General features: G+C 66.3%; 33 protein-coding genes. 1 reads left to right on the forward strand and 32 read right to left on the reverse strand.

All coding sequences use genetic code 11. The features are described from left to right. Positions 1-12 precede the first annotated feature (12 nt). The 20 genes from rplO to rpsJ form a co-directional block, all read right to left on the reverse strand. Entirely contained in the window at positions 13-687 is a 675-nt protein-coding gene (gene rplO / locus AC1C2U_RS17160) for a 50S ribosomal protein L15 (protein WP_495362980.1), read from the reverse strand. Next, positions 687-872 (reverse strand): 50S ribosomal protein L30, encoded by a 186-nt coding sequence (rpmD, locus tag AC1C2U_RS17165; protein ID WP_022893865.1) that lies wholly within the window; start codon positions 870-872, stop codon positions 687-689. The genes rplO and rpmD overlap by 1 nt, the downstream gene beginning before the upstream one ends. Beyond that, positions 872-1,564: a 30S ribosomal protein S5 gene (rpsE, locus tag AC1C2U_RS17170; protein ID WP_495362981.1), complete on the reverse strand. Its 693-nt coding sequence runs from the start codon at positions 1,562-1,564 to the stop codon at positions 872-874. The genes rpmD and rpsE overlap by 1 nt, the downstream gene beginning before the upstream one ends. Positions 1,565-1,605: 41 nt before the next feature. Beyond that, complete coding sequence (gene rplR, locus AC1C2U_RS17175) at positions 1,606-1,965, reverse strand: 50S ribosomal protein L18 (RefSeq protein ID WP_495362982.1); 360 nt, start codon at positions 1,963-1,965, stop codon at positions 1,606-1,608. 2 nt (positions 1,966-1,967) lie between these two features. Next, positions 1,968-2,504 (reverse strand): 50S ribosomal protein L6, encoded by a 537-nt coding sequence (gene rplF / locus AC1C2U_RS17180; protein WP_495362983.1) that lies wholly within the window; start codon positions 2,502-2,504, stop codon positions 1,968-1,970. Positions 2,505-2,508: 4 nt separating this feature from the next. Continuing rightward, on the reverse strand, positions 2,509-2,907 hold the full coding sequence (gene rpsH, locus AC1C2U_RS17185) for a 30S ribosomal protein S8 (protein ID WP_495362984.1): 399 nt from the start codon (positions 2,905-2,907) through the stop codon (positions 2,509-2,511). A gap of 147 nt (positions 2,908-3,054) precedes the next feature. Next, complete coding sequence (gene rplE / locus AC1C2U_RS17190; protein WP_495362985.1) at positions 3,055-3,642, reverse strand: 50S ribosomal protein L5; 588 nt, start codon at positions 3,640-3,642, stop codon at positions 3,055-3,057. After that, the gene (gene rplX / locus AC1C2U_RS17195; RefSeq protein WP_495362986.1) at positions 3,642-4,001 is read right to left on the reverse strand and encodes a 50S ribosomal protein L24; all 360 of its coding nucleotides are present in this window, start codon (positions 3,999-4,001) and stop codon (positions 3,642-3,644) included. Before rplX ends, rplE begins: the two co-directional genes overlap by 1 nt. 2 nt (positions 4,002-4,003) lie before the next feature. After that, positions 4,004-4,372, reverse strand: coding sequence for a 50S ribosomal protein L14 (gene rplN, locus AC1C2U_RS17200; RefSeq protein WP_495362987.1), 369 nt, complete (start codon positions 4,370-4,372; stop codon positions 4,004-4,006). A 32-nt stretch (positions 4,373-4,404) separates the two neighbouring features. Beyond that, a complete protein-coding gene (gene rpsQ / locus AC1C2U_RS17205) occupies positions 4,405-4,725 on the reverse strand; it encodes a 30S ribosomal protein S17 (RefSeq protein ID WP_495362988.1) in 321 nt (106 codons plus the stop codon). A gap of 2 nt (positions 4,726-4,727) precedes the next feature. Beyond that, positions 4,728-5,069 (reverse strand): 50S ribosomal protein L29, encoded by a 342-nt coding sequence (gene rpmC / locus AC1C2U_RS17210; protein ID WP_495362989.1) that lies wholly within the window; start codon positions 5,067-5,069, stop codon positions 4,728-4,730. Next, entirely contained in the window at positions 5,069-5,488 is a 420-nt protein-coding gene (gene rplP, locus AC1C2U_RS17215) for a 50S ribosomal protein L16 (RefSeq protein WP_495362990.1), read from the reverse strand. The genes rpmC and rplP overlap by 1 nt, the downstream gene beginning before the upstream one ends. Positions 5,489-5,490: 2 nt before the next feature. After that, positions 5,491-6,243 carry a 30S ribosomal protein S3 gene (gene rpsC, locus AC1C2U_RS17220; protein WP_495352930.1) on the reverse strand — a complete coding sequence of 251 codons (753 nt, stop codon included), beginning with the start codon at positions 6,241-6,243 and terminating at the stop codon, positions 5,491-5,493. Next, positions 6,243-6,608: a 50S ribosomal protein L22 gene (rplV, locus tag AC1C2U_RS17225; protein ID WP_495362991.1), complete on the reverse strand. Its 366-nt coding sequence runs from the start codon at positions 6,606-6,608 to the stop codon at positions 6,243-6,245. The genes rpsC and rplV overlap by 1 nt, the downstream gene beginning before the upstream one ends. 25 nt (positions 6,609-6,633) lie before the next feature. Then, on the reverse strand, positions 6,634-6,915 hold the full coding sequence (gene rpsS / locus AC1C2U_RS17230; protein WP_495352928.1) for a 30S ribosomal protein S19: 282 nt from the start codon (positions 6,913-6,915) through the stop codon (positions 6,634-6,636). Between the two features lie 12 nt (positions 6,916-6,927). Then, complete coding sequence (gene rplB / locus AC1C2U_RS17235; RefSeq protein ID WP_495362992.1) at positions 6,928-7,767, reverse strand: 50S ribosomal protein L2; 840 nt, start codon at positions 7,765-7,767, stop codon at positions 6,928-6,930. Positions 7,768-7,784: 17 nt separating this feature from the next. Then, positions 7,785-8,090 (reverse strand): 50S ribosomal protein L23, encoded by a 306-nt coding sequence (gene rplW, locus AC1C2U_RS17240; RefSeq protein ID WP_495362993.1) that lies wholly within the window; start codon positions 8,088-8,090, stop codon positions 7,785-7,787. After that, positions 8,087-8,761 carry a 50S ribosomal protein L4 gene (rplD, locus tag AC1C2U_RS17245; protein WP_495362994.1) on the reverse strand — a complete coding sequence of 225 codons (675 nt, stop codon included), beginning with the start codon at positions 8,759-8,761 and terminating at the stop codon, positions 8,087-8,089. Before rplD ends, rplW begins: the two co-directional genes overlap by 4 nt. Before the next feature lie 3 nt (positions 8,762-8,764). Beyond that, positions 8,765-9,421, reverse strand: coding sequence for a 50S ribosomal protein L3 (gene rplC / locus AC1C2U_RS17250; RefSeq protein WP_495362995.1), 657 nt, complete (start codon positions 9,419-9,421; stop codon positions 8,765-8,767). Positions 9,422-9,429: 8 nt separating this feature from the next. Then, complete coding sequence (gene rpsJ / locus AC1C2U_RS17255) at positions 9,430-9,738, reverse strand: 30S ribosomal protein S10 (RefSeq protein WP_495362996.1); 309 nt, start codon at positions 9,736-9,738, stop codon at positions 9,430-9,432. Between the two features lie 499 nt (positions 9,739-10,237). Here rpsJ and AC1C2U_RS17260 point away from each other — a divergent pair, with 499 nt between their 5' ends. Next, the gene (locus AC1C2U_RS17260) at positions 10,238-10,687 is read left to right on the forward strand and encodes an OsmC family protein (protein WP_495362997.1); all 450 of its coding nucleotides are present in this window, start codon (positions 10,238-10,240) and stop codon (positions 10,685-10,687) included. Between the two features lie 6 nt (positions 10,688-10,693). Here AC1C2U_RS17260 and AC1C2U_RS17265 read toward each other — a convergent pair whose 3' ends face one another. From AC1C2U_RS17265 to AC1C2U_RS17320, 12 genes are all read right to left on the reverse strand, one after another. After that, entirely contained in the window at positions 10,694-11,908 is a 1,215-nt protein-coding gene (locus AC1C2U_RS17265; RefSeq protein ID WP_495362998.1) for an acyltransferase family protein, read from the reverse strand. A gap of 105 nt (positions 11,909-12,013) precedes the next feature. Beyond that, a complete protein-coding gene (gene tuf / locus AC1C2U_RS17270; protein ID WP_495362999.1) occupies positions 12,014-13,207 on the reverse strand; it encodes an elongation factor Tu in 1,194 nt (397 codons plus the stop codon). Between the two features lie 113 nt (positions 13,208-13,320). Beyond that, entirely contained in the window at positions 13,321-15,435 is a 2,115-nt protein-coding gene (fusA, locus tag AC1C2U_RS17275) for an elongation factor G (RefSeq protein ID WP_495363000.1), read from the reverse strand. A 231-nt stretch (positions 15,436-15,666) separates the two neighbouring features. Beyond that, positions 15,667-16,137: a 30S ribosomal protein S7 gene (gene rpsG / locus AC1C2U_RS17280; RefSeq protein WP_495363001.1), complete on the reverse strand. Its 471-nt coding sequence runs from the start codon at positions 16,135-16,137 to the stop codon at positions 15,667-15,669. Next, on the reverse strand, positions 16,137-16,511 hold the full coding sequence (gene rpsL / locus AC1C2U_RS17285; RefSeq protein ID WP_108596013.1) for a 30S ribosomal protein S12: 375 nt from the start codon (positions 16,509-16,511) through the stop codon (positions 16,137-16,139). Before rpsL ends, rpsG begins: the two co-directional genes overlap by 1 nt. A 298-nt stretch (positions 16,512-16,809) precedes the next feature. Then, on the reverse strand, positions 16,810-17,457 hold the full coding sequence (locus AC1C2U_RS17290) for a spermidine/putrescine ABC transporter substrate-binding protein (RefSeq protein ID WP_495363002.1): 648 nt from the start codon (positions 17,455-17,457) through the stop codon (positions 16,810-16,812). A gap of 91 nt (positions 17,458-17,548) precedes the next feature. Continuing rightward, positions 17,549-18,031, reverse strand: a complete 483-nt coding sequence (locus AC1C2U_RS17295) for a DUF6121 family protein (protein ID WP_495363003.1) — start codon at positions 18,029-18,031, stop codon at positions 17,549-17,551. A 30-nt stretch (positions 18,032-18,061) separates the two neighbouring features. Further along, complete coding sequence (locus AC1C2U_RS17300; RefSeq protein WP_495363004.1) at positions 18,062-18,418, reverse strand: hypothetical protein; 357 nt, start codon at positions 18,416-18,418, stop codon at positions 18,062-18,064. Then, complete coding sequence (locus tag AC1C2U_RS17305; protein ID WP_495363005.1) at positions 18,418-19,293, reverse strand: T6SS immunity protein Tdi1 domain-containing protein; 876 nt, start codon at positions 19,291-19,293, stop codon at positions 18,418-18,420. Before AC1C2U_RS17305 ends, AC1C2U_RS17300 begins: the two co-directional genes overlap by 1 nt. A gap of 144 nt (positions 19,294-19,437) precedes the next feature. Beyond that, positions 19,438-19,800 carry a hypothetical protein gene (locus AC1C2U_RS17310; RefSeq protein ID WP_495363006.1) on the reverse strand — a complete coding sequence of 121 codons (363 nt, stop codon included), beginning with the start codon at positions 19,798-19,800 and terminating at the stop codon, positions 19,438-19,440. Between the two features lie 72 nt (positions 19,801-19,872). Beyond that, on the reverse strand, positions 19,873-20,157 hold the full coding sequence (locus AC1C2U_RS17315) for a hypothetical protein (RefSeq protein WP_495363007.1): 285 nt from the start codon (positions 20,155-20,157) through the stop codon (positions 19,873-19,875). A 4-nt stretch (positions 20,158-20,161) separates the two neighbouring features. Then, positions 20,162-26,143: a toxin glutamine deamidase domain-containing protein gene (locus AC1C2U_RS17320; protein WP_495363008.1), complete on the reverse strand. Its 5,982-nt coding sequence runs from the start codon at positions 26,141-26,143 to the stop codon at positions 20,162-20,164. Between the last annotated feature and the right edge of the window lie 6 nt (positions 26,144-26,149).

Raw genomic sequence — 26,149 nt, forward strand, 5'->3', positions numbered from 1 at the left:
GCTGTTTCCGGTCTACTTGACCGAGCCGCCAGCGGCGACGATCTTCTGCTCGGCCGAGCCGGAGACCTTGTCGACCGCGACGGTGAGCTTCACCTGGATGTCACCGTTGCCGAGTACCTTGACGCGCTCGTTCTTGCGAACAGCGCCCTTGTCGACGAGATCGGCGATGGTGACATCGCCGCCCTTCGGGTACAGCTCGGCGAGCTTCTCCAGGTTGACCACCTGGTACTCGACGCGGAACGGGTTCTTGAACCCGCGCAGCTTCGGCGCACGCATGTGGTACGGAAGCTGTCCACCCTCGAACCCGGGGCGGATGCTGCCACGCGCCTTCGAGCCCTTGGTGCCGCGACCGGCCGTCTTGCCCTTCGAACCCTCACCGCGTCCGACGCGGGTCTTGTCCTTCTTGGCACCGGGAGCCGGGCGGAGGTGGTGCACCTTCAGCACCTGCTCGCGCTTCTCCGCGACATCCGCCTTGGCGGCGGCCGTCTTGGTGGACGCGGCCTTCGCTGGGGCCTTCTTCTCGGTCGCAGCCTTCGCCGCAGCCTTCGGAGCGTCGGCCGCCGCTCCGGCAGCCTTCTTCTCGGCTGCCTTGGGGGCGGCCTTCGCGGCGGCGGGCTTGGCGGCCGCCTTCTTCGTCGGAGCCTTCTTGGGGGCTTCGGCGGCGACGTCCTTCTTCTCGTCAGCCATTAGTCAATCTCCTCAACCTTCACGAGGTGCGCGACGGTGTTCACGTAGCCGCGGTTCTGCGGGGTGTCCTCGCGAATGACCGAAGCGCCGATGCGCTTGAGCCCGAGGCTGCGCAGCGTGTCGCGCTGGTACTGCTTCTCGCTCACCTTGGACTTGATCTGGGTCACCTTCAGCTGCTTGGCCATCAGGCACCTGCCTTCGATGCTGCGGCAGCCTCAGCTGCCTGGGCTTCGGCACGCAGCAGACGGGCCGGAGCGACCTCGTCGTAGGGCAACCCACGACGCGCAGCGACCGCACGCGGCTCTTCGAGCTCCTGCAGGGCCGCCACCGTGGCGCGCACGATGTTGATGGTGTTCGACGAGCCGAGCGACTTGCTCAGGACGTCGTGGATGCCGGCGCACTCGAGCACGGCGCGCACCGGACCACCGGCGATGACACCGGTACCGGCGGACGCGGGACGCAGCAGGACGACGCCGGCTGCGGCCTCACCCTGCACGGGGTGCGGGATGGTCGCTCCGACGCGGGGGACGCGGAAGAAGTTCTTCTTCGCCTCCTCGACGCCCTTGGAGATCGCGGTCGGAACCTCGCGCGCCTTGCCGTAGCCGACGCCGACGAGTCCGTTGCCATCGCCCACGACGACGAGCGCCGTGAAGCTGAAGCGACGGCCGCCCTTGACGACCTTCGACACGCGGTTGATGGTCACGACGCGCTCGAGGAACTGGCTCTTGTCGGCGTCACGGCCACCGCGGTCACGGCCACCCTGGTTGCGGTCGCGACCGCCACCGCCGCCGCCGCCACCGCCACCACGACGAGCATCGCGCTCGTTGCGGGCCGGCTCTGAAGCGGCTGCCGTCTCGACGGGTGCCTCTACGGTCACCTCGGGCTCCTTCGTAGTGCCATTTTCAATAGGTACGGTGCTCACAGGTTGAGCCCTGCCTCTCGCGCTCCATCGGCGATCGCTGCAACGCGACCGGCGTACTTGTTGCCGCCGCGATCGAAGACGACCGACTCGATGCCGGCCTGCTTCGCGCGCTCCGCGACGAGCTCGCCGACCTTCTTGGCCTTGGCGGTCTTGTCACCGTCGAACGCACGGAGGTCGACCTCCATCGTCGACGCGGATGCCAGCGTGCGGCCGGCGGCGTCATCGACGACCTGCACGAAAACGTGCCGTGCCGAACGGGTGACAACGAGGCGCGGACGCATCTCGGTGCCGACGACCTTCTTGCGAAGGCGGGTGTGGCGGCGCGAACGCGCAGCCGTCTTGGTCTTCACGGCCATGATTACTTACCAGCCTTTCCGGCCTTGCGACGCACGACCTCGCCGGCGTAGCGGATGCCCTTGCCCTTGTAGGGCTCCGGCTTCTTGATCTTGCGGATGTTCGCGGCGGTCTCGCCGACGGCCTGCTTGTCGATGCCGGCAACGGTGATCTTGTTGTTGCCCTCGACGGTCAGCGTGATGCCAGCCGGCGCTTCGACGACGACGGGGTGCGAGAAACCGAGCGCGAGCTCGAGGGAGCCGCCCTTCTGGGCCACGCGGTAGCCGGTGCCGACGATTTCGAGTGCCTTCGAGTAGCCCTGAGTCACACCGATGATCTGGTTGGCGATGAGGGTACGCGTGAGGCCGTGCAGCGAACGTGAGGTGCGCTCGTCGTCGGGTCGGGTGACGAGAACCTGGTTCTCCTCGAGCTTGACCTCGATGGGGGCGGCGACGGTGAGCGAAAGCTCGCCCTTCGGGCCCTTCACGGCGACGGCCTGGCCGTCGATCTTGACGTCGACGCCCGCGGGGATGTCGATGGGAAGTCGTCCGATTCGTGACATGGAACTACCACACGTAGGCGAGGACTTCTCCGCCTACGCCCTTCTTCTCGGCCTGGCGGTCGGTGAGCAGACCGCTGGAGGTGGACAGGATGGCAACGCCGAGACCGCCGAGCACCTTGGGGAGCTCCGTCGACTTCGCGTACACGCGGAGGCCGGGCTTGGAGACGCGCTTGATGCCCGCGATCGAACGCTCGCGGTTTGGGCCGAACTTGAGCTCCAGCGTGAGGGTCTTGCCCACTCGCGCGTCAGTCAGCTCGAAGTCGGCGATGTAGCCCTCCTTCTTCAAGATCTCGGCGATGTGCGCCTTGAGCTTGGAGTTGGGCATCGACACGGAATCGTGGTGCGCGGAGTTCGCGTTCCGCAGACGGGTCAGCATGTCAGCGACCGGGTCGGTCATCGTCATGGCAAGTGTTTCCTTACGTTCACCAGGTTTCAACGCCCGTTACACGAGCGGTGACCTGTGGTGTCGGCCCCCACGGATGTGGGGAACCGGTTCGGATGCCGCGGGCGCCCTTCGACGAGCTCAGGGACCGGACGCGGCATCCGTGGTTCAGTTGGCGGACTCGGCCGCCTTGAAGGGGAAGCCGAGCTGCTTGAGCAGCGCGCGACCCTCTTCATCGGTCTTGGCGGTGGTCACCACGGTGATGTCCATGCCACGAACGCGGTCGATCTTGTCCTGGTCGATCTCGTGGAACACGGACTGCTCCGTGAGACCGAAGGTGTAGTTGCCGGTGCCGTCGAACTGCTTCTCGGACAGGCCCCGGAAGTCCCGGATGCGCGGCAGAGCGAGCGAGAGCAGGCGGTCGAGGAACTCCCACATGCGGTCGCCGCGAAGCGTCACGTGTGCACCGATCGGCTGGCCCTCGCGCAGCTTGAACTGCGCGATGGACTTGCGAGCCTTGGTGACCTGCGGCTTCTGGCCGGTGATCTTGGTGAGGTCGGCGATAGCACCGTCGATGACCTTGCCATCGCGCGCGGCCTCGCCGACGCCCATGTTCACGACGATCTTCACGAGACCGGGCACCTGGTTCACGTTGGTGTAGCCGTGCTCCTCGATGAGGGTCTTCGAGATCTCGTCCCGGTACTTGGTCTTCAGTCGCGGCTGGATTTTGCCAGCCTGCGTAGCCGTATCGGTCATTACAGGTCCTTACCTGATTTCTTGGCGTAGCGGACGCGGACCGTCTTCTCGACGCCGTCCTTCGTCACGGTCTCGTTGCGGAAGCCGACACGGGTCGGCTTCTTCGACTCGGGGTCGACGAGCGCGACGTTCGACACGTGGATCGACGCCTCTTGGGTCTCGATGCCACCCGTCTTCGAGCCGCGCTGCGTCTGGCCGACGCGAACGTGCTTCGTCACGAAGTTGATGCCCTCGACGACGACGCGGTTCTTGGCGACGAGCACCTCGAGCACCTTGCCCTGCTTGCCGCGGTCTCCGCCGCGCGCCTGGCTGCGGCCCGAGAGGACCTGCACGAGGTCGCCCTTCTTGATGTTGGCCATGTTCAGATAACCTCCGGTGCCAGCGAGATGATCTTCATGAACTTCTTGTCGCGAAGCTCGCGACCGACGGGTCCGAAGATTCGGGTGCCGCGAGGGTCGCCGTCGTTCTTGAGGATCACCGCTGCGTTCTCGTCGAACTTGATGTAGGAGCCGTCGGAGCGACGGGTCTCCTTGACGGTGCGGACGATGACGGCCTTGACCACATCGCCCTTCTTGACGTTGCCGCCGGGGATCGCGTCTTTGACGGTGGCGACGATCGTGTCACCGAGGCCGGCGTAGCGACGCTTCGAGCCGCCGAGAACGCGGATCGTGAGCAGCATCTTCGCGCCGGTGTTGTCGGCGACCTTGACTCGTGATTCCTGCTGAAGCACTGTGAACTCCTTCTTTCAAGTAAGCCCGAGGCTTACTTGGCCTTCTCGACGATCTCGACCAGACGCCAGCGCTTGGTGGCGCTGAGCGGGCGGGTCTCGCTGATCACGACGAGGTCGCCGATGCCTGCGGTGTTCGCCTCGTCATGCGCCTTGACCTTGGAGGTGCGGCGGATGACCTTCCCGTAGAGAGGGTGCTTCACGCGGTCCTCGACCTCGACGACGATGGTCTTGTCCATCTTGTCGCTGGTCACGTAGCCGCGACGGACCTTGCGGTAGCCGCGGACGAGTTCGGCCGCGGAGTCGACCTCGGCCGCGGTGCCGACTCCGGCAGCTGGCTTCTTGGTCTCAGCCATGATCAGGCCTCCTTCGTCTCTGCTTCGGCAGCGTCATCAGCGACCGGTGCGGTCTCGGATGCCTCGGCCTTGGCCTTCTTGGTCTTCTTCTCGGCCTTGACCGGAGCTTCGACCGGCGCGGGCGTGGCCCGGATGCCGAGCTCGCGCTCGCGGATGACCGTGTAGATGCGCGCGATATCGCGCTTGACCGCGCGGAGGCGGCCATGGCTTTCGAGCTGACCCGTGGCCGACTGGAAGCGCAGGTTGAACAGCTCCTCCTTGGCCTTCTTCAGCTCATCGACGAGTCGCTCGTCTTCAAAAGTGTCGAGCTCGACGGGGCTGAGCTCTTTGGTGCCGACGGCCATTATGCGTCGCCCTCCTCGCGCTTGATGATGCGTGCCTTGAGGGGCAGCTTGTGGATGGCACGGGTCAGAGCCTCACGAGCGAGTTCCTCGGAGACACCGGAGACCTCGAAGAGGACTCGACCCGGCTTGACGTTCGCGACCCACCACTCAGGCGAACCCTTACCGGAACCCATGCGGGTTTCGGCCGGCTTCTTCGTGAGCGGACGGTCGGGGTAGATGTTGATCCACACCTTTCCACCGCGCTTGATGTGACGGGTCATCGCGATACGAGCGGACTCGATCTGACGGTTCGTCACATACGCGGGGGTCAACGCCTGGATACCGTACTCACCGAAGGTGACCGTGGTGCCGCCGGTGGCGTGGCCCGAACGGCCGGGGTGGTGCTGCTTGCGGAACTTGACTCGACGGGGAATCAACATGGTTATGCCTCAACTCCTGCTGCCGCCGGCTCCTGCGCCTTGGGCGCACGACGGGGACGGTCGCTGCGCTCTGGGCGCGACGACTTCTGGTTGGCCTGCTCGCGGGCGAGCTCCTTGTTGGTGATGTCGCCCTTGTAGATCCAGACCTTCACACCGATGCGGCCGAACGTGGTCTTCGCCTCGTAGAAGCCGTAGTCGATGTTCGCGCGAAGCGTGTGCAGTGGCACACGGCCTTCGCGGTAGAACTCCGAACGGCTCATTTCGGCGCCGCCGAGGCGGCCGGAGACCTGAATTCGAACGCCCTTGGCGCCGGCGCGCTGGGCACCCTGCAGACCCTTGCGCATCGCGCGGCGGAATGCCACACGAGCGGAGAGCTGCTCGGCGATGCCCTGAGCGACGAGCTGTGCGTCGGCCTCGGGGTTCTTCACCTCGAGGATGTTCAGCTGGATCTGCTTGCCGCTGAGCTTCTCGAGGTCGGAGCGGATGCGCTCCGCTTCGGCTCCGCGGCGACCGATCACGATGCCGGGACGCGCCGTGTGGATGTCCACGCGGACACGGTCACGGGTGCGCTCGATCTCGATGCGCGAGACACCGGCACGGTCGAGCGACGTCTGGAGCAGTCGACGGATCTTGATGTCTTCTGCAAGATAGTCGGCATAGCGCTGACCGGGCTTCGTCGAGTCTGAGAACCACCGCGACACATGGTCGGTGGTGATGCCGAGACGGAAGCCGTACGGGTTGACCTTCTGACCCATTACTTCGTACCCTCCTCGGGCGTGGCGAGCACGACGGTGATGTGGCTCGTTCGCTTGTTGATGCGGAAGGCACGACCCTGGGCACGCGGCTGGAATCGCTTGAGGGTAGTGCCCTCATCGACGAATGCGCTGCTGATGTAGAGGTCCTGCTCGTCCAGATGGGTGTTCGAGGCATCGGCCTTGACGCGAGCGTTCGCGATGGCCGAGGCGACGAGCTTGTACACCGGCTCGCTCGCACCCTGGGGTGCGAACTTCAGGATGGCGAGTGCCTCCTGTGCCTGCTTACCGCGGATCAAGTTGACGACGCGACGGGCCTTCATGGGGGTCACGCGGATGTGTCGCACGCGTGCGATCGACTCCACCATTTCTTCTCCTCCTTCACGTCACCGCTTAGCGGCGACGGCCCTTCTTGTCGTCCTTCACGTGTCCACGGAAGGTGCGGGTGGGGGCGAACTCGCCGAGCTTGTGACCCACCATGGTCTCGGTGACGAACACCGGGATGTGCTTGCGACCGTCGTGCACCGCGATGGTGTGACCCAGCATGGCCGGGATGATCATCGAACGGCGTGACCAGGTCTTGATCACGTTCTTGCTGCTGGCCTCGTTGGCCGTGATCACCTTGCGAAGCAGGTGGTCATCGACGAAGGGGCCCTTCTTCAGACTGCGTGGCATCTTCTACAACTCCTACTTGCGCTTCTTGCCGACATTGCGACGGCGAACGATGAGCTTGTCGCTGGGAAGATCGCGCTTGCGCGTACGGCCTTCCTTCTGGCCCCACGGGCTGACGGGGTGACGTCCACCGGACGTCTTGCCCTCACCACCACCGTGCGGGTGATCGACCGGGTTCATGGCCACACCGCGCACGGTCGGGCGGACGCCCTTCCAACGCATGCGGCCGGCCTTGCCCCAGTTGATGTTCGACTGCTCGGCGTTGCCGACCTCGCCGACGGTCGCGCGGCAGCGCGCGTCGACGTTGCGGATCTCGCCCGAGGGCAGACGCAGCTGGGCGTAGGGGCCGTCTTTCGCAACGAGGCGAACGGAGGCACCGGCCGAACGGGCCATCTTCGCGCCGCCACCGGGGCGGAGCTCGATCGCGTGGATCACGGTACCGGTGGGGATGTTCTTCAGCGGCAGGTTGTTGCCGGGCTTGATGTCGGCCGCGGCGCCAGACTCGACGATGTCGCCCTGAGCGAGCTTGTTCGGAGCGAGGATGTACCGCTTGGTGCCGTCGACGAAGTGCAGCAGCGCGATGCGCGCGGTGCGGTTGGGGTCGTACTCGATGTGAGCGACCTTGGCGTTGATGCCGTCTTTGTCGTTGCGACGGAAGTCGATCACGCGGTACTGGCGCTTGTGGCCACCACCGATGTGACGCGTCGTGATGCGACCCTGGTTGTTGCGACCACCAGTCTTGGACAGCGGGCGGAGCAGCGACTTCTCGGGCGTCGACCGCGTGATCTCCGCGAAGTCGGCGACCGACGAACCGCGACGACCAGGGGTCGTGGGCTTGTACTTACGAATAGCCATTCTTTTTCCTCTGCTCCCTAGCCGACAGCCGTGAAGATGTCGATCGAGCCGGACTTGAGCGTGACGATCGCGCGCTTGGTGTCCTTGCGCTTGCCAAGGCCGAACCGGGTACGGCGCGTCTTGCCCTGACGGTTCAGGGTGTTGATCGACGCCACCTGGACGTTGAAGATCTTCTCGATCGCGAGCTTGATCTCGGTCTTGTTCGAGCGAGGGTCCACGATGAACGTGTACTTGCCCTCGTCGATCAGGCCGTAGCTCTTCTCCGAGACGACGGGCGCGATGATGATTTCGCGCGGGTCCTTGTTGTTCGCGGCGGCGGTCATGCCGAGACCTCTTCCTTCACTGCGCTGTCAGCCTTGGGCGCCTTGGAGGCCACGAAGGCCTCGAGCGCAGCGGTGCTGAAGACGATGTCGTCTGAGACGAGCACGTCGTAGGCGTTCAGCTGGTCGACGCGCAGCACGTGCACGGTCGGGATGTTGCGCACGGCGCGCTGCGCGAGCTCTTCATCCTGCGTGAGCACGATGAGGAAGCGCTTGGCCGGAGCGATCGCACCGAGGAGAGCGACGGCGTCCTTCGTCCTCGGCGTCTCGCCGGCGACGAAACCGGAGACCGCGTGGATGCGGCCGCCGCGTGCGCGGTCGGAGAGCGAGCCGAGGAGGGCTGCGGCGATCATCTTCTTGGGGGTGCGCTGCGAGTAGTCACGCGGCTGCGGGCCGTGGACGATGCCACCGCCGGTCATCTGAGGAGCGCGGATCGAACCCTGACGGGCGCGGCCGGTGCCCTTCTGCTTGAACGGCTTGCGACCGGCGCCGGAAACCTCGCCGCGGGTCTTGGTCTTGTGCGTGCCCTGGCGCGCTGCTGCGAGCTGGGCGACGACGACCTGGTGGATGAGCGGGACGTTGGTCTGCACGTCGAAGAGTTCGGCGGGCAGCTCGACCGAGCCGGACTTCTTGCCGGTCGCGTCGAGCACGTCAATGGTGTTGGCGGTAGCCATGGACTACGCCCCCTTCACTGCGTTGCGGACGAAAACGAGGCGGCCGCGAGCACCGGGAACTGCGCCCTTGACGAGCAGCAGGCCCTTCTCGGCGTCGACGGCGTGCACGCGGAGGTTGAGCACGGTCACGCGCTCGCCACCCATGCGACCGGCCATGCGCATGCCCTTGAAGACACGGCTGGGGGTCGAGGAGGCACCGATCGAGCCGGGCTTGCGGTGGTTGCGGTGCGAACCGTGCGAAGCGGAGACACCCTTGAAGTTGTGGCGCTTCATGACACCGGCGAAGCCCTTGCCCTTGCTCGTGCCGACGACGTCGACGAGCTGGCCGGCTTCGAAGGTGGCCTCGACGGTGAGCTCCTGGCCGCGCTCGTACGAGGCGGCGTCAGCGGTGCGCACCTCGGTGAGGTGGCGACGCGGAGTCACGCCCGCCTCACGGAAGTGACCGGCTGCGGGCAGGTTCACCTTGCGCGGGTCGATGGCGCCTGCCGCGATCTGAACGGCCTGGTAGCCGTCTTTCTCGGGAGTGCGAACCTGGGTGACCACGTTCGGGGCGATCTCGATGACAGTGACCGGAACGAGCTTGTTGTTCTCGTCCCACACCTGGGTCATGCCGAGCTTCGTGCCCAGCAGTCCCTTCACGTTCTTGGTAGCGGAAGACATCTGTTACCTCAGAGCTTGATCTCGATGTTGACGTCGGCCGGCAGGTCGAGTCGCATGAGCGAGTCGACGGCCTTGGGCGTCGGGTCCACGATGTCGATGAGACGCTTGTGGGTGCGCATCTCGAAGTGCTCGCGGCTGTCCTTGTACTTGTGCGGCGAACGGATGACGCACACCACGTTCTTCTCCGTCGGAAGCGGCACGGGGCCGACGACCGTGGCGCCCGCGCGGGTCACCGTGTCGACGATCTTGCGCGCCGAGATGTCGATGACCTCGTGGTCATACGACTTCAGTCGAATGCGGATCTTCTGTCCCGCCATTACTGACTCTCTCTCTGTCAAGGCGTCTTACCCTTCCGAGGGCATCGGACGCCGCGTAGCTACTCCGTGTGAAGCACCACTGTTCTTCTGTCAAAGGCCGGTGATCGAGCCTGTCGAAACCACCCGGGCGGATATTCTCCGCCGCGGTGCCCTCGACACGCCCGACCTCTTGCCCGCCGACGCGCACGCAGACACACCTGTGTCTTTGCAGGCACAGGCCCTTTGCGTTGTGGTTGTCGGTTTGTCTGTTCTCCTGCCTGCGGCCTAGCCTGACCCCCGTATGAACCGGGTGGCTATGCACTGCCTGACAGTGATCCGATCGGCGCGCACGCATGCACGCGTTCGAAATGTTGAACTCATCGAGTTTGCCACAGTCCGGGCCTCCATGCAACCCGGGCGTGTCGCGTCCGCTCGGTTCACAGCCTGGTTGCAGGTTTGGATGCCTCGAGCCCAACGCATCCGTGATGGAATCGAGCTGACGACCATGACTGGAGGCCTCATGACCGAGCACGCGCACCGAGTGAGTGAGCGGATCGGACCGGGCAGCGTCTCGGTCACGCGCACCGGCTCACGCACCTATGAGGGCATGAACGAGCGCGGCTCGACAGTGCTGATCGGGCCGGAAGAGGCGGAAGGCCACTTCACCCCCGGTGAATTGCTGAAGCTCGCCCTCGCCGGGTGCGCAGGCATGAGCGCCGACCGGGTCGCGGCGCGCCGTCTCGGCGACGACTTCGCAATGACCGTGTGGGCGCACGGCACCGCCGACGCCGACAACCGCTACTCGCGCGTCGACGAAGAACTGCTCGTCGACCTCTCCGTGCTCGAACCGGCCGAACGCACGAAGCTCATCGAGATCATGGTGAAGGCGATCGATCGCGGCTGCACCGTCGCTCGCAGCGTGCACGGGAGCATCGAACTCGAGACGACGATCGACGGAACCACGGTCTGACCGACGTCACTCGCGGTCGCTGCGATCGCACGCGAGCGCATGCTCCGCGGCCATGCCCGGCGCGACGACGCCGGCAGCGACGACGATCGCGACCACAGCAGCGATGCCGCCGATGACGACCGACGGGCGACCGCCGACTCCCTTCGCAGGAGTGCGGAACGGGTCCTCGATGAATCGCTTCGAGAGGCCCGCGACGAGGAACGCGAGCGCGACGAGCAGCACCATGAGCCACGGCGGGCTCGGCATACCGGTGAAGTAGGGCACGAACATGAAGATCGGCCAGTGCCAGAGATAGAGCGAGTACGACACATCCCCCGTCCACTGCACGGGGGTCGCTCCGGCGAGACGGGCCGGTGACCACGCGACATCCGGCATGCCCGCCCAGATCACCGCGATGGTTCCCGCGACCGGCAGGAGCACGACGACTCCGGGGAACAGTTCGTGCGAACGGAAGGCGACGATCGGCACGACGATCAGCGCGAGCCCCACCCATGACGCCGCGCTGCGCCAACGCGCATGAACTGGACTCGGCGTGCCGGCGACGACGGCGAGGATCCCCCCGCCGCCGAATTCCCACGTGCGGGTGAGTGTCGAGAAGTAGGCGAGATCCGCGTTCTGAGTGGTGAGCACGACGGAATACGTGAGGGATGCCGCGGTGACCGTGCCCAGCACGGCCAGCACGAAGCGCCGGGAGGCCACTCCCCTGCGCGCAGCGATCCAGAGCCCGAGGATGATGAGGAGCGGCCAGAACAGGTAGAACTGCTCCTCGACCGACAGCGACCAGAAGTGCTGCACCGGCGTCGATTCCAGATCAGCCCGGCGCGGGATCTGCGAATCGATGGCCAACTGCCAGTTCTCGTAGTAGAGCGCGCTCGCCACGATCTCGCGGAACCACGAACGCCACTCGCGCTGCGGAACGACGAGGAGCGTGAGCACGGACACTGCCAGCAGCACCACGACCGCAGCGGGGAGGATACGCCGAGCACGGCGGAGGTAGAAGGTGCTCAGCGAGATTCTTCCGCGCGTCTCGGCCTCTCGGAGGAGCAGTCCGGTGATGAGGAATCCCGAGACGACGAAGAAGACATCGACGCCCATGTACCCGGCCGGCGCGACGGCCGGCCAACCGTGATGGAGCACGACCGCTCCGACGGCGAGCGCTCGGAGAGCCTGGATCTCGGGGCGGACCGTCGATCGAACGAGTGGCTGAGTGGGAACTGCCATCCGTTCCAGCGTAGAACCCTCGCCCGGTTCGCGCGAGAGCGAACAGGAAAAGGGGCCGGCCCAGAAGGACCGACCCCTTTTCCGGATCGCGAAATGCGAAAGGTGTTACTTGAGCACCTTCGTGACCGTGCCGGCGCCGACGGTGCGACCACCCTCACGGATGGCGAAGCCGAGGCCCTCCTCCATGGCGATCGGCTGGATGAGCTCGACCGTCATGTCGGTGGTGTCGCCGGGCATGACCATCTCGGTGCCCTCGGGCAGCGTGATGACGCCGGTGACGTCGGTGGTGCGGAAGTAGAACTGCGGGCGGTAGTTCGCGTAGAACGGGTTGTGACGCCCGCCCTCCTCCTTGGAGAGGATGTACGCGGTGCCCTCGAAGTTCGTGTGCGGCGTGACCGAACCGGGAGCGACGACGACCTGGCCGCGCTCCACGTCTTCGCGCTTGGTGCCGCGAAGGAGCAGACCGCAGTTCTCGCCGGCCCATGCCTCGTCGAGCTGCTTGTGGAACATCTCGATGCCGGTGACCGTGGTCTTCTGCGTCGGGCGGATGCCGACGATCTCGACCTCGGAGTTGATCTTCAGCGTGCCACGCTCGGCGCGGCCCGTGACGACGGTTCCACGACCGGTGATCGTGAAGACGTCCTCGATCGGCATGAGGAAGGGCTTGTCCTTGTCGCGCACCGGGTCGGGGATCGACTCGTCGACGGCGTCCATGAGGTCGAGAACCGACTTGACCCACTTCTCGTCGCCCTCGAGAGCCTTCAGACCGGAGACCTGCACGACGGGAGCGTTGTCACCGTCGAAGCCCTGGCTGGAAAGCAGCTCGCGAACCTCGAGCTCGACGAGCTCGAGGATCTCTTCGTCGTCGACCATGTCGGACTTGTTGAGCGCGACGAGCAGGTAGGGCACGCCGACCTGCTTGGCGAGCAGCACGTGCTCACGCGTCTGAGCCATCGGGCCGTCGGTCGCCGCGACCACGAGGATCGCGCCGTCCATCTGCGCAGCACCGGTGATCATGTTCTTGATGTAGTCGGCGTGACCCGGGGCGTCGACGTGCGCGTAGTGGCGCTTCGGCGTCTCGTACTCGACGTGCGAGATGTTGATCGTGATGCCACGCTGGCGCTCTTCAGGAGCGGAGTCGATCGACGCGAAGTCGCGCTTCACGTTGGTGGCCGACGGGTACTTGTCGGCGAGCACCTTCGAGATCGCGGCGGTGAGCGTGGTCTTACCGTGGTCGACGTGACCGATCGTTCCGATGTTGACGTGCGGCTTGGTCCGCTCGAACTTGGCCTTAGCCACTGTGGGTCCTCCTCAGGACTCGTGTAGAGCCCCCGGGCGCTGGATTGCGACCGGTGGTCTACGGGGGTTTGTGTTGATATGTTACGCGAACCGGCAGGTTCGTGCGTCTCGGACTATTCGCCCTTGTTCTTCTGGACGATCTCGTCGGCCACAGCCTTCGGGACCTCCGCGTAGCTCTGGAACTCCATCGAGTACACCGCGCGACCAGAGGTCTTCGACCGAAGGTCGCCGATGTATCCGAACATCTCCGAGAGCGGGACGTGCGCACGCACGACCTTCACGCCTGCGGCATCCTCCATCGACTGGATCTGACCGCGACGCGAGTTCAGGTCGCCGATGACGTCGCCCATGTACTCCTCAGGAGTACGGACCTCGACGGACATCAGCGGTTCGAGCAGCACGGGGTTCGCCTTGCGAGCGGCTTCCTTGAAGCCCATCGATCCGGCGATCTTGAACGCCATCTCCGAGGAGTCGACGTCGTGGGCCGCACCGTCGAGCAGGCTCGCCTTCACGCCGACCATCGGGTAGCCCGCGAGAATGCCGTACTGCATGGCATCGCGGAAGCCGGCGTCGACCGAGGGGATGTACTCGCGGGGGATGCGACCACCGCTGACCTTGTTCTCGAACTCGTAGGTCTTGTCGCCTTCGATCTCGAGCGGCTCGATCGCGAACTGGATCTTCGCGAACTGGCCGGAACCACCGGTCTGCTTCTTGTGGGTGAAGTCGTGCTTCTCGACCGCGCGCTTGATCGTCTCGCGGTACGCGACCTGGGGCTTGCCCACGTTGGCCTCGACGTTGAATTCGCGCTTCATGCGGTCGACCAGGATGTCGAGGTGAAGCTCGCCCATGCCCTTGATGACCGTCTGGCCCGTCTCGGAGTTCTGCTCGGTGCGGAACGTCGGGTCTTCTTCGGCGAGCTTCTGGATCGCAGTGCCGAGCTTCTCCTGGTCGGCCTTGGTCTTCGGCTCGATCGCGACCTCGATCACAGGGTCGGGGAAGGTCATCGACTCGAGCACGACCTGGTTGTTCGGGTCGCACAACGTGTCACCGGTCGTGGTGTCTTTCAGACCGATGACGGCGTAGATGTTGCCGGCGGTCACCGAGTCGACGGGGATCTCCTTGTTGGCGTGCATCTGGAAGATCTTGCCGATGCGCTCCTTCTTGCCCTTGGTCGAGTTGACGACCTGGGCACCCGAGTCGAGACGACCCGAGTAGACGCGCACATAGGTGAGGCGACCGAAGAACGGGTGCACGGCGACCTTGAACGCGAGGGCCGTGAACGGCTCGGAGGCATCCGCGTGACGCATGACGACCTTCTCCTCGTCGCGAGCGTCGTGCGCCTCGATGGCGGGTACGTCGAGCGGCGACGGGAGGTAGTCGATGACGGCGTCGAGCATCGGCTGCACACCGCGGTTCTTGAAGGCCGAACCGCAGAGCACCGGGTAGATCTCGCTCTTGACCGTGAGGCCGCGGATGGCCGTTTTGATCTCGGCGACGGTCAGCTCTTCGCCACCGAAGTAGCGCTCCATCAGGGCGTCGTCGGTCTCGGCGACAGCCTCGAGCAGCAGCGTGCGGTACTCGGCAGCCTTCTCGACGAGGTCGGCGGGGATCTCCTCGATGGCGTACTTGGCGCCCATCTCGACGTCACCCTTCGCGTCGCCGCGCCAGGTGAGCGCACGCATCTCGACGAGGTCGACGACGCCCTCGAAGGAGGACTCCGCACCGATCGGCAGCTGCAGCACGAGAGGCTTGGCGCCGAGGCGGTTGATGATGGTGTCGACCGTGAAGTAGAAGTCGGCGCCGAGCTTGTCCATCTTGTTGACGAAGCAGATGCGCGGCACGTTGTACTTGTCGGCCTGGCGCCAGACCGTCTCGGACTGGGGCTCGACGCCCTCCTTGCCATCGAAGACGGCAACGGCGCCATCGAGCACGCGAAGCGAGCGCTCGACCTCGACCGTGAAGTCGACGTGACCGGGGGTGTCGATGATGTTGATCTGGTTGTTGTTCCAGAAGCAGGTCACGGCGGCAGACGTGATCGTGATGCCGCGTTCCTTCTCCTGCTCCATCCAGTCGGTCGTCGAGGCGCCGTCGTGGGTCTCGCCGATCTTGTGGTTGACGCCCGTGTAGAACAGGATGCGCTCGGTCGTGGTGGTCTTACCGGCATCGATGTGCGCCATGATGCCGATGTTGCGGACCTTGTTCAGGTCGGTGAGCACGTCTTGTGCCACGGGTGTTCCTCCGGAGATTCAGGAAGGGGAAAGGGAGTGGGAGCGGATGCCGCGAGCGGCCCTCCGACGAGCGCAGGGCCCGCCACGCGGCATCCGCTCGCCTACAACCAGCGGGAGTGGGCCCGATCGGATGCCGGTCGCGGTACGCGATGGCATCCGACTGGCCTGCTACCAGCGGCAGTGGGCCGATCGGATGCCGGTCGCGGTACGCGATGACATCCGACTGGCCTGCTACCAGCGGTAGTGGGCGAAGGCGCGGTTCGACTCGGCCATCTTGTGGGTGTCTTCACGGCGCTTGACCGCGGCACCCAGGCCGTTCGAGGCGTCGAGGATCTCGTTGGTGAGACGCTCGGTCATGGTCTTCTCGCGACGAGCCTTGGCGTAGCTGGTGAGCCAGCGGAGAGCCAGGGTGTTGGCGCGGTGAGGCTTGACCTCGACGGGGACCTGGTAGGTCGAGCCGCCGACGCGGCGCGAACGCACCTCGAGGGTCGGGCGCACGTTGTCGAGCGCCTTCTTGAGGGTGGCGACGGCATCTTGGCCGTTCTTCTCGGCAACGGTCTCGAGGGCGTCGTAGACGATGCGCTGGGCGAGGTCTTTCTTGCCGTCGATGAGGATCTTGTTGACGAGCTGGCTGACGACGGGCGAGCCGTAGACCGGATCGGCGACGACGGGGCGCTTCGGAGCTGGTCCTTTGCGAGGCATTACTTCTTCTCCATCTTCGCGCCGTACTTGCTGCGACCCTGCTTGCGGTTCTTCACGGCCTGCGTGTCGAGCGCGCCGCGGACGATCTTGTAGCGCACACCCGGAAGGTCTTTCACACGACCGCCGCGGATGAGCACCATCGAGTGCTCCTGAAGGTTGTGGCCCTCGCCGGGGATGTAGGCGGTGACCTCACTGCCGTTGGAGAGCTTCACACGAGCGACCTTGCGGAGCGCGGAGTTCGGCTTCTTCGGGGTGGTGGTGTACACACGCGTGCATACGCCGCGCTGCTGGGGGTTGGCCTTCAGGGCGGGAGCCTTGGTCTTGGTGACCTTCGGCGAGCGACCCTTGCGGACCAACTGCTGAATGGTTGGCACTGCTTCTCCTTGTTGGTGCTGCACGGTGACAGCGTTTGATGGAATTCACATCAGACCCACCGGCACTGCAGAGCGCAGCGCCGTTTCAGTGGTGGGTATGCCGTGGGGGCGACCCGTGAGGGTGCCCATGACGTGGTCGACCTGCCGCTGCCTGCCTCGAGCGCCTTGTTCTTCGCAGAATGTCGGGGCACGATTCAAGCGCGCGTCAAAGCGCACACTCGATCTATGGTAATGCCACGTAACCTTGCGGTCAAATGGGGACGGATGCCGCAGGCCCGCGTTCGCTGTCGGCAAACCGTCAGCTCGGCCACCCGGGCGAATCGAGCTCCCGTTCGAGGTCGGCGAGGAGGTCTTCGACCTGCGGCTCGACGAACTCGATCACGGCGTCGCCGATGCGCCCGCGGTGCTGGGCGAGTTCGACGCAGATGCGCCGACCGAGCTGCTTGGCGAAGTCATCGGCGAGACGCACCTCTTCGCGGAGCGCCTCCTTCTCCTCCATCGTGAACGGGCGCGGCGCCGGCTCGAGCGCGTCAGCCGCAGCGTCGGCCTCGAGTCCGCTGAGCGTGAAGAGGAACGGCTGGTCGGGCACCGGCTCGGGGTCGAGGTCGAGACCGAGGAATTCCGGCTCGAGGCCCTCGCCCGCACGATACGGGCGCCGCGCCTTGCGCTCTTCGGCGAGCCGGATCTCACGGTGCAGCATCGGCAGGTTGCGCGCCGTGTAGTCGTCGACCGCAAGGTCGATGATGCCCTTCATGCGCATCGAGAAGGAATGCTGCACGGGGTGCGGCACATCGACGTCGAGCCCTGCGGCGGTGAGGATCGGCGACCCGAAGCACCGAGTGCAGAGCCGCACGCGGGCGCGGTGGGTGCCAGGTCGCCACCGGGGCAGCCACGCCAGCCACCGGTCGACCTCGTGGCTCACCCGCGCCTCGATCGAACCCTGCATCAGCTTCACGATAGCGCCGAGCCCCTGCCGCAAACCGATACGGCCGCCGAGTGGCGCGCCGCGGCCCCTTCGACGGGCTCGGGGAACGCCGTCACTCGTTGTCTTCGTCGCGCTCCCACGGCCACCGTGGCCGCTCCATGCCGGCGCCGCGCCCGCGCGCGACGAGCACGGCGAGTGATGCCGTCAGTACGGCCAGCGCCGGGATGAGCAACCCGAACCACCCGATGCCGAAGCCGAGGCCGAACAGGAGCGCCGCCAGCATCGTGTTCGACGTGCTCGCGAGCGCATAGCCGATGACTGCGACCACGACCGCGGCGAGCCAGCTCCACACCGCCGAGAACGCGAGGCTCGGCAGCATCCGGTCAGGCCGACGAAGGGTCAGGGCGAGGGTGAGCAGCACGGCGACGACGGATGCCCCGACCGCCGCCGGGGCGACGAAGCGACCGGCCTCGGGGTCGGTGATCACCTCGATGCCGCCGAGGAGACTCACGAACCCGTAGGCGCATACGATGAACGCGAGATCGAGTGCCGCGGCGAACGCGGCGACGATCCAGGCGGTGCGGCGCGGGTCCATGACTTCGAGACTACGCCGCGTGCTCGCCGATCAATCCGCAGCGGAGGTTCCGGCCGGATCCCAACCGGGGTAGCCGGCGCAGCCGACCGTGAGACGGATGAACCCGTCGGTCTTGTCGGTGAGGATCGCGTAGGACTTCGCCGCGTCGCCCGCGTCGACGGCCTCTTTCATGCTGTCGAGATTGCGCAGCGCCGTCGGCAGCCAGGCGAGGAACGGCCCGTCGGGCAGACCCGACGGGTCTTCGGCGAGGATGCCTCGCACGCTCGCGATCGCCTTCAGCAGCTCCGGGAGGTCTTGAGTGCGATACGCCGCCGACATGCTGGTCGCGACGAGTTCGGTGACGGGCTGACGCAGCCGATCGCACCGCTGCTCGAGGGTGTCGGCCATCAGGCGCCGCGCCCGTTCTTGTCGAGCTCGAACTTCTCGAGCGGGGTCCGCACCCCTTCGCGGAACGTCTGGAGGCCGGCGTCGAAGTCGACCGCCGAGCTGACGAACAGCACCGTCTCATCGGGCGCGACGAAGATCGTGCCGCCGCCGCGAACCGCGTGCACGACGCAGACACCGAGCCCGTCGGGCAGATCGATGATGTTCAGTTTCGGGCTGTCGGTGAGCTTGTCGAACAGCGCTCGCGCGACCGCGACGAGCCGGTCCTCGTCTGAGGCATCCATGGTCGCCTCTGCTGCGCTGTGCTCGGCCGCTGCCGTCTGCAGGTGCTGACGCACCGACGGTTGGCCGACGAGCTGCGCGATCGTCGCCAAGTGCTCGTAGAGGCCGACGAGCTGAAGGTTGCCCGGGTCGGGCGAACCGCCGAGGCCGAGCAGCGGTACGTAGCCGTAGCACTGCTCGAAACCGGGCACGCCGTCGCGATCGCGTGCCTCAGGATAGGGCTGCCATTCCCAGGCGACGTCGCGCTCTGCCGTGTCTTCGATCAACGCGACGAGCTGGTCGACGTCGACGCCCTCGATGAGGTCGATCACGCCCCAGCGCGCCTTGTAGACGAGGTAGAGCCCATTGACGTGCACGACGAGGTCGCCGAGAGCCGTGGCGAACAGCACCGTCGAGCCCTCGGGTAGTTCGAACACGTCGGCGAGCATCTGCGCGGCACGCGACGGGTCGAGGAACCGGAAGTACCCGTCACCGACCAGACCCGCGCCGTATGTACGCCAGAGATCGGCGACCTCGGTCGGGACCGCGCCGGCGAATGCGGCGATCGTGTCGTCGGAGATGGGGGCGACCGGATCAAAGCTCCGGAACCTCGTCATGCGTGACCCTTCGTCTGGCGGGAGCCGTTCGGCCCACTGTTGAAACGGATCGGCGCGATGCGGCAGGCGACGCCGAGCCGCCTCGGAGAGTCTACCGAGGCGTGAGGCGAACGACATGGGGAGGAGTCCCCATGTGCGTGATGGTCAGCCTTCGTGAGCAGGAATGTCGAGGCCGAGTTCGACAAACGGTGTGACGAGTACCGTGAACTGCTCGGGGGTGAGCCGCCGGCGCGTCTGGATCGCGCGCGCCGCCGTGGAGATCACCGTCCGGGCATCCGAGTGGAGCCCGAGGAGATGGTCGTCGAGTTCGTCGGCACGGGGAAGCAGCGCTGCTCGAATCCGATGATCGAGCTCGGCATTCGCGCTCGCGGACGGACCCGCGGCATCGCTCGCTTCCTGACCGCCTTCACCCCAGAAATCGAGCTGGCGTTCGAACGCCGCTTCGAGGGTCGCCGCGGGCAGGGCCGTCGCTGCGTCGACGAACCGTGTCGTCTCCGGATCCAGCATCAGTTCGTCGTCCCCGGAGTCATGCCTGTGATCTTATCGAGGTCAGGGCGGATGCCTCGAGCACGATCTTCCTCACTCCGTCGCTGCAACGGGCGTCATGCTGCTGATCTTCGCGAAATTCGGGGTGTGGAACTCCTGACGAACCGCGCCCGTGCGCTTGTCGATGAAGATCGCGAGATTGTCCCAGCGTGCGTACGCCTCGACACCGTCGACGTAGAACTGCCGTGAGCCCCAGACCGGCAGATAGTCCTGCTCGTCCTCGAACCACTCATCTGCGATGTAGAGGTCGCCCGAGATCGCGGGCGGGTGCTCGACGAAGTACTGTTCGAGCGCCCGGCGTGCTTCCTGGATCGTCATGGTCTTAGTCTCGCTCCTTCGACGGGAACGCGCCGACCCGCTTCGCATCGCCCTGCTCTTCTTCGTAGTCGTCGCCCGGACCGTTCGTCACGATATTCGACCTGGCATACGTTCCGTCCGATCCGCTGGTCGCCGCCCCCGATGGAGTGGCCGGCACAGCAGGAGCACTGCTCGGCGGAGTGACCAGCTCGAGCTTGAACTGCACCGCTCCGGCCTCCAGCCTCAGGTTCTGGTCGTGGAGCACCTGGATCTCGCCGTGCAGCCGCATCGCCTCGGCCGGGCTCGTCGCCGGGTCGTGCAAGATCGCGATCCGCTCGGCCATGAGCTCGTTGTTCCGGTCGCGCCATCGTTCGTTCGCCGCGAACTCGCGGTCGATCATCTGCTGAGGCAGCGCCGAAGGATCCGCGGCGTCGCGCCAGTCGAGCAGCAACTGGTACTCCGGCTGAGTCCACGGCTTCGAGGTCTTCAGCACCTCGCTCGTGGGCACGAGATCATCGACCCGAATGACCGAGATGTCCTTCCACGGTGCGGAGGCCGTCTCGTTGAAGTGCATCGCATCGAGATAGCCGGAGACGTCGGACTGATTCACCTGGCCGTCGTACAGCTTCACGCCATCGGCTTCCTTCACCACGGTGAAGATGTGTCCACCGCCCGTCTTCCAGTACCCCGCGATGAACCCGCGGCCGCCTTCGGGCCACGATGCGGTGAGCGCGTCGAGCGCGTCCCGCGCCGTCTGGCCCTGGTAGTCGCCCAACTGCTCGAAGTCCCGGCGACTGCCATCCGACTGCACCCAATCGGCCGCAATGCTGTGCGGGAAACGGCCCTCGAAGATCGGGTTGATCGCGCCCGTCGAACCGTCGACGACCGCACCCTGCACGGTGGGGCTGGCGACGACGTCGTAGCCACGGAAGCGGAGCTCGAGGGCGTTGACGACGTAGTGACAGTTGTTCAGGAAGCGCCCTTGGTCGACCGTGACGCCCAGCCCATTGACGATGTGGATCGCCTGGACTCGCGACTCAGGCGTCGCGATGTGCGGGAACGCGTCGTCGAGGACCTGGTGGTGGATCGTCTCGGGCACCTGCGGCTCGGCGGACTCGGGGGCAGCGCCATCCGTCTGCGACGACTCGGCGGCGTTGTCAGGTGCCGAGTCGGCATCCGAACCGGAGTCGGTGTCGCTGGCGTTGTCGGAATCGCTCGCGTTGTCGGTGGACGTCTCGCCTTCGACTCCCGAATCGTTGGCGGACTCGGCAGGGTTCGTACCCGACTCGGCAGGGTTCGTACCCGACTCAGCAGGGTTCGTACCCGACTCAGCAGGGTTCGTACCGGACTCAGCAGGGTTCGTACCGGACTCAGCAGGGTTCGTACCCGACTCGGCAGGGTTCGTACCCGAACCGGCGTGCGGTCCCGACATCGAGGTCGGGTCTGCACCGGTGCGCGCGGGCGCCCCTTGTCCCGTTCCGCCCGTCGCACTCGGCGGGGTCGCCCCGGATGGGGTCGAACCAGACGAGGTCGAACCGGAGGTGGGTGTCGCACCGGCGGCGGATGCACCCGGTGTCGAGCCCGCGGGTGTTCCCGACAACGAGCCCGCGCCCGTTCCCGACGGCGAGGCGGAGCCCGTTCCCGACGGCGAGGCGGAGCCGGTCACCGGCTTCGCCGAGGTGAGCGTCGCCTGAGTGGCGTTCGGGTTAACACCGGTCGAGTCGGTGGCGCCGAGGTGTACGTTCAGCCTGATGTGCGCGAGAAGGTGCGGCGGCTTGATCGTCCGTGCTACGCCGGCGACACTCGAGCTCAGACCCTGGATGCGCTTGCCCACCCACCCCGGGCCGAGCGAGCTGTTGATCGGCGAGTGACCGACGCCGTCGAAGCGGTCCGCGCGCCCTCCCGCGCTCTGGTCGGGCCCGTGAAGCACGGCAGGCTTCGAGAAGATGCTCCTGACGCCCTTGGCCGTCATCGCGTCCAGCGCGGATTGCTGCAGGGTCTTCGCCACCCGATTCCACTTGTCGTAGAACCTGATGTTGTGCCGGAACTCGGCGATCGTCAGGTCGTTCAGACCTTGCTGCTGAAGGCCGACTTGGCGCTGGAACTCAGCCCAGTCGTGATCGGAGTTCGACCGGTTGAAGGCGGTGACCGTGATCGGAACGCGGAGCGAATAGGACTTCTTATCAGGGTTGAGCTGGATCGGCGAGTCCTTCTGCTTTGCGAGCGCGTCGAGCTCCTTCCGGATCTCAGGTGTCAGCTCGGGGATGTCGTAAGCGTTGTACGTCGTTCCGGCCCCGGCGGAGCCGTCGGAGGCGAATGAGGGGTCCTTACGGTGCGCGGGCGGAGTCCACTTCGGCCTCGAGGCGCCGCGGTCGCTGCCGTCGGAGGAGTCGTTGCCGTCACTCGAATCCGTGGTCGACGAACCGTCAGTGCCGTCGACCGTGGTGGACGAACCGTCAGTGCCGTCAACCGCCGGGCTCGACCCGTCGACCGTCGGGCTCGACCCGTCGACCGTCGGGCTCGACCCGTCGACCGTCGGGCTCGACCCGTCGACCGTCGGGCTCGACCCGTCGACCGTGGCCGGTGTCGAAGGCGTGCCTGGAGTGGAGGCCGTGCTCGGCGACGTCGGAGATGACGGGGTCGTGGCCGTTGACGGCGAGTTGGGCGCGCTGTGCGTCGGCGAGGTCGTCGTCGATGCAGGCGACGACGGGGTCGTCGGTGACGACGGGGAAGTCGGCGACGCAGGAGACGACGGAGTCGTCGTCGATACGGGCGACGACGGAGTCGTCGTCGTGGGCGACTGCCCGTCGGTGTTCGGCGCGTCGACGTTCGTCCCATCGGCCGCCGGCGTCTCGGGCTTCACGGCGTTCGGCTTCGTGCCGTCGGGGTTGGTGACGCGCTCGGGCTGGATGGAGGCGTCCCAGTTGGTCGCGCGCGGCTCGTGGGGCGGCCACGGCGAGCGAGTGCCGTTCTGCGCATCGAGCGACCACACGGTGTCGCCGTCGAAGAAGGCGTTGAACCAGTGACCTGCTACGAGACCCCGGTCGACACCGACCACGCAATGCGAGCCCGCACCCATGTCGCGCAGGGTCGCCTCGACCTGCTCTGGAGTCATCGGGGTCTGCGGGTTGCCGGTCCGCACCTCCATCTCGGGCATGTCGAGGGTTCCGATGGGTGCCTCGGAGTGGGGGTTGCCGTTCAGGAAGTCGTTGAGGTTGGCCGAAGTGTTGCCGCAGTTGTTCGAGTAGTCGCTGGCAGGGTCATTCGGGTCAAAGTTCGGATTGATCTCCGCGAGCGCCTTGTCGATCTCGTCGAGCGTGCGATCGCTGTCGTTCGATCCGCCCTCGTCGGCCTCTGGAGCCTCGGGCTGATCTTTGGCGTTGTTCTCGGGCGTTCCACCGTTCTCGGGATCCGATCCGGAGTCGGCCGTGTTCGCGTCGTTCGAATCGGCGTCGATGCCGGAGCCGTCGGCACCCGAACCATCGGCGCCGGTGTTCGGCGAACCTGCCGAGCCGTCTGCGTTCGGGCCGGCCGGCTTGGGCGCAGTCGGGGTCGAACCGCCGGGAGTGTGCGTCGGCAGGAAGCCGGGCTTGCCGATCATGACGGCCGCAGCACCGGCCGCAACCGCAGCGCCGGCCACGTCTTCCGGGGCCATCAGGCCATCGACATCGGATCCCTCGGGCGAAGTGCCCTCGCCGCCGTCACCGGACACGTCGGTCGAATCGGTCGAATCGGCGTCGCTCGAGTCGGTATCAGCGTCGTTCGAATCGGTCGAGCTGCTGTCAGCGTCGCCGTTCGAGCCATCGCCCTTCGAGCCAGTCGACGAAGCGCCACCCGCCGCACCCGCAGTCGGCGCCTCTGAGCCGTTCGAGCCGTCGCCGTCCACTGCCGGTGCCTCGATGTCAGGCGTCCCGCCATTGTCAGCAGGCGTCCCACCGTTGTCGGCAGGAGTCCCACCATTGTTAGCCGGAGTCCCACCATTGTCAGCAGGAGTCCCACCATTGTCAGCCGGAGTCCCACCGTTGTCGGCCGGCGTCCCACCATTGTCGGCCGGCGTCCCACCGTTGTCGGCCGGAGTCCCACCATTGTCGGCCGGAGTCCCACCGTTGCCGGCAGGCGTCCCACCATTGTCAGCCGGAGTCCCACCATTGTCAGCCGGCGTCCCACCATTGTCAGCCGGCGTCCCACCGTTGTCCGCAGGCGTCCCACCGTTATCCGCCGGCGCGCTGCCGTTGTCCGCAGGAGTCCCACCGTTATCCGCCGGCGTGCTGCCGTTGTCGGCAGGAGTCCCACCATTGTCAGCAGGAGTCCCGCTGCCGTCGCCGGCACCGGCGCCACTGCCGTCGCCACTACTCGGGATGTCGACCGATCCCCCGCCGTCGCCGGCACCGCCGTCACCGCCACCGCCCATCGGGGCATCCGTCGGAATATCGACCGATCCCCCGCCGTCGCCGTCGCCGGCACCGCCGTCACCGCCGCCGCCCGTCGGGGCATCCGTCGGAATATCGACCGAACCGCCACCGTCTCCGACGCTGGTGCCCGCATCCCCCGCGCCCGGCTGCGGCGCGTCGTTCGAGATGTCGACCGAGCCGCCACCGCCCTGGTTCGACGAACCATCGCCGGAGCCTCCGGGCGTCGGAATGCCGTCTGGAGTGGTCACACCCGAGCCCGCACCTGCGTTCGACCCCGGCTTGAGTGCGCTGAGGCCACGGCCGCCGGCTGTCATGCCGCCACCGAGCAGGGCGCCCAGCACCATGCCCGAGATCGGATTGAACGCGGTGTCGTTCATGCCTGCTTCGACCCCGGAGCTCACGAGACCGTCGGCCGCGCCGCCGACCGATTCTGCGCCGACCTCACGCATAGCGGCCTTGAAGCCGGGCCCACCTGAACCGCCGAGACTTCGCGAAACAGGTGAGGCGATCGCACCACCCGCGAACGCGGACACGAACGCCGTGCCGACGTTCTGCTGCTGGTAGCCCTCTTCGTCGGCTCGAGCGGAGTTGACGTAGGTGACCGAGATGGTCGAGGCGAGACCCGCCTGCAGGCCCTCCTTCGCGGCGCGCAGGCCACCGCGCACCAGAATGCCCTTGACACCGCGGATACCCCTGAGAAACGTCTTCAGCCTCTGGATGAGCTGGGCGATCTTGATGCACCAGCGGACGACGGTGTGGCCGACCTTCGCGGCCGTCGCGAGCGCACCGATACCCACGGTGACGATGCTGAGCAGGCCGCCGATGGCGAGCTCCGCGGCAATCTCGATCGCCATCTGCTTCAGGAACCAGCCGAGCTCTTCGCGCATCTGACCCAGCTGGGTGCGGAAGTTTCGAATCCACTGCTCCATCGCGTCGGCGCTCTGTCGGAGCTCACCGAGGCCGGTCGACATGCTCGTGCGGCAGGCTAGCATCGAGGCCTTCTGCGGGCCGGGCAGCGTCACCGAACCGGCGTTCGTGAAGCTCGAGGCGACACTGGTGCGGGCCGAGGTGATGCTGGTGGAGAAGTCGCCCCAGGCGTCGGCCGCGGTCTGCAGCTTGTCTTCGTCGCCGGTGGGGATGACGACGCCGACCTGGGCGAGACCCCACTCGAGGAGCTCCTGGAACTCTCCGAGCGGACCGGGCCACCCCGGACCGAGTGCGTCTGCCGGGTTCGCCTTCTTCTTGTTGTCGATGCGTGCGGTCGCCTCTGCCGGCCGCGCTGTGTCGGGGTCGAGCCCGGCACCCGGCTTCTGCGCCGCGTCGTAAGCGCGTGCCGTGTTCGAGAGCGCAGCGTCGAGGATGCGCAAGGCCTTGCCCTGCGAGGTGACCGCGTCGATCGTCGGACCGGCGAGCTGGTCGTATCCATCAGAACCCTCGCAGAATTCCTCTGCGGCGTTGTCGTCGCCCGCCATGCCGCCGCAACCACTGAGCTGCGAGAGCAGTGTGTCCACCGCGCTGTCGAGCGTCGCGGCGATGCTGTAGAGGTCATCACCATCTTGCACGAGACGTGCAGGATCCAGCTTCACCTGGGTCATCAGGAG

The sequence above is a fragment of the Agromyces sp. Y575 genome (assembly GCF_059445445.1).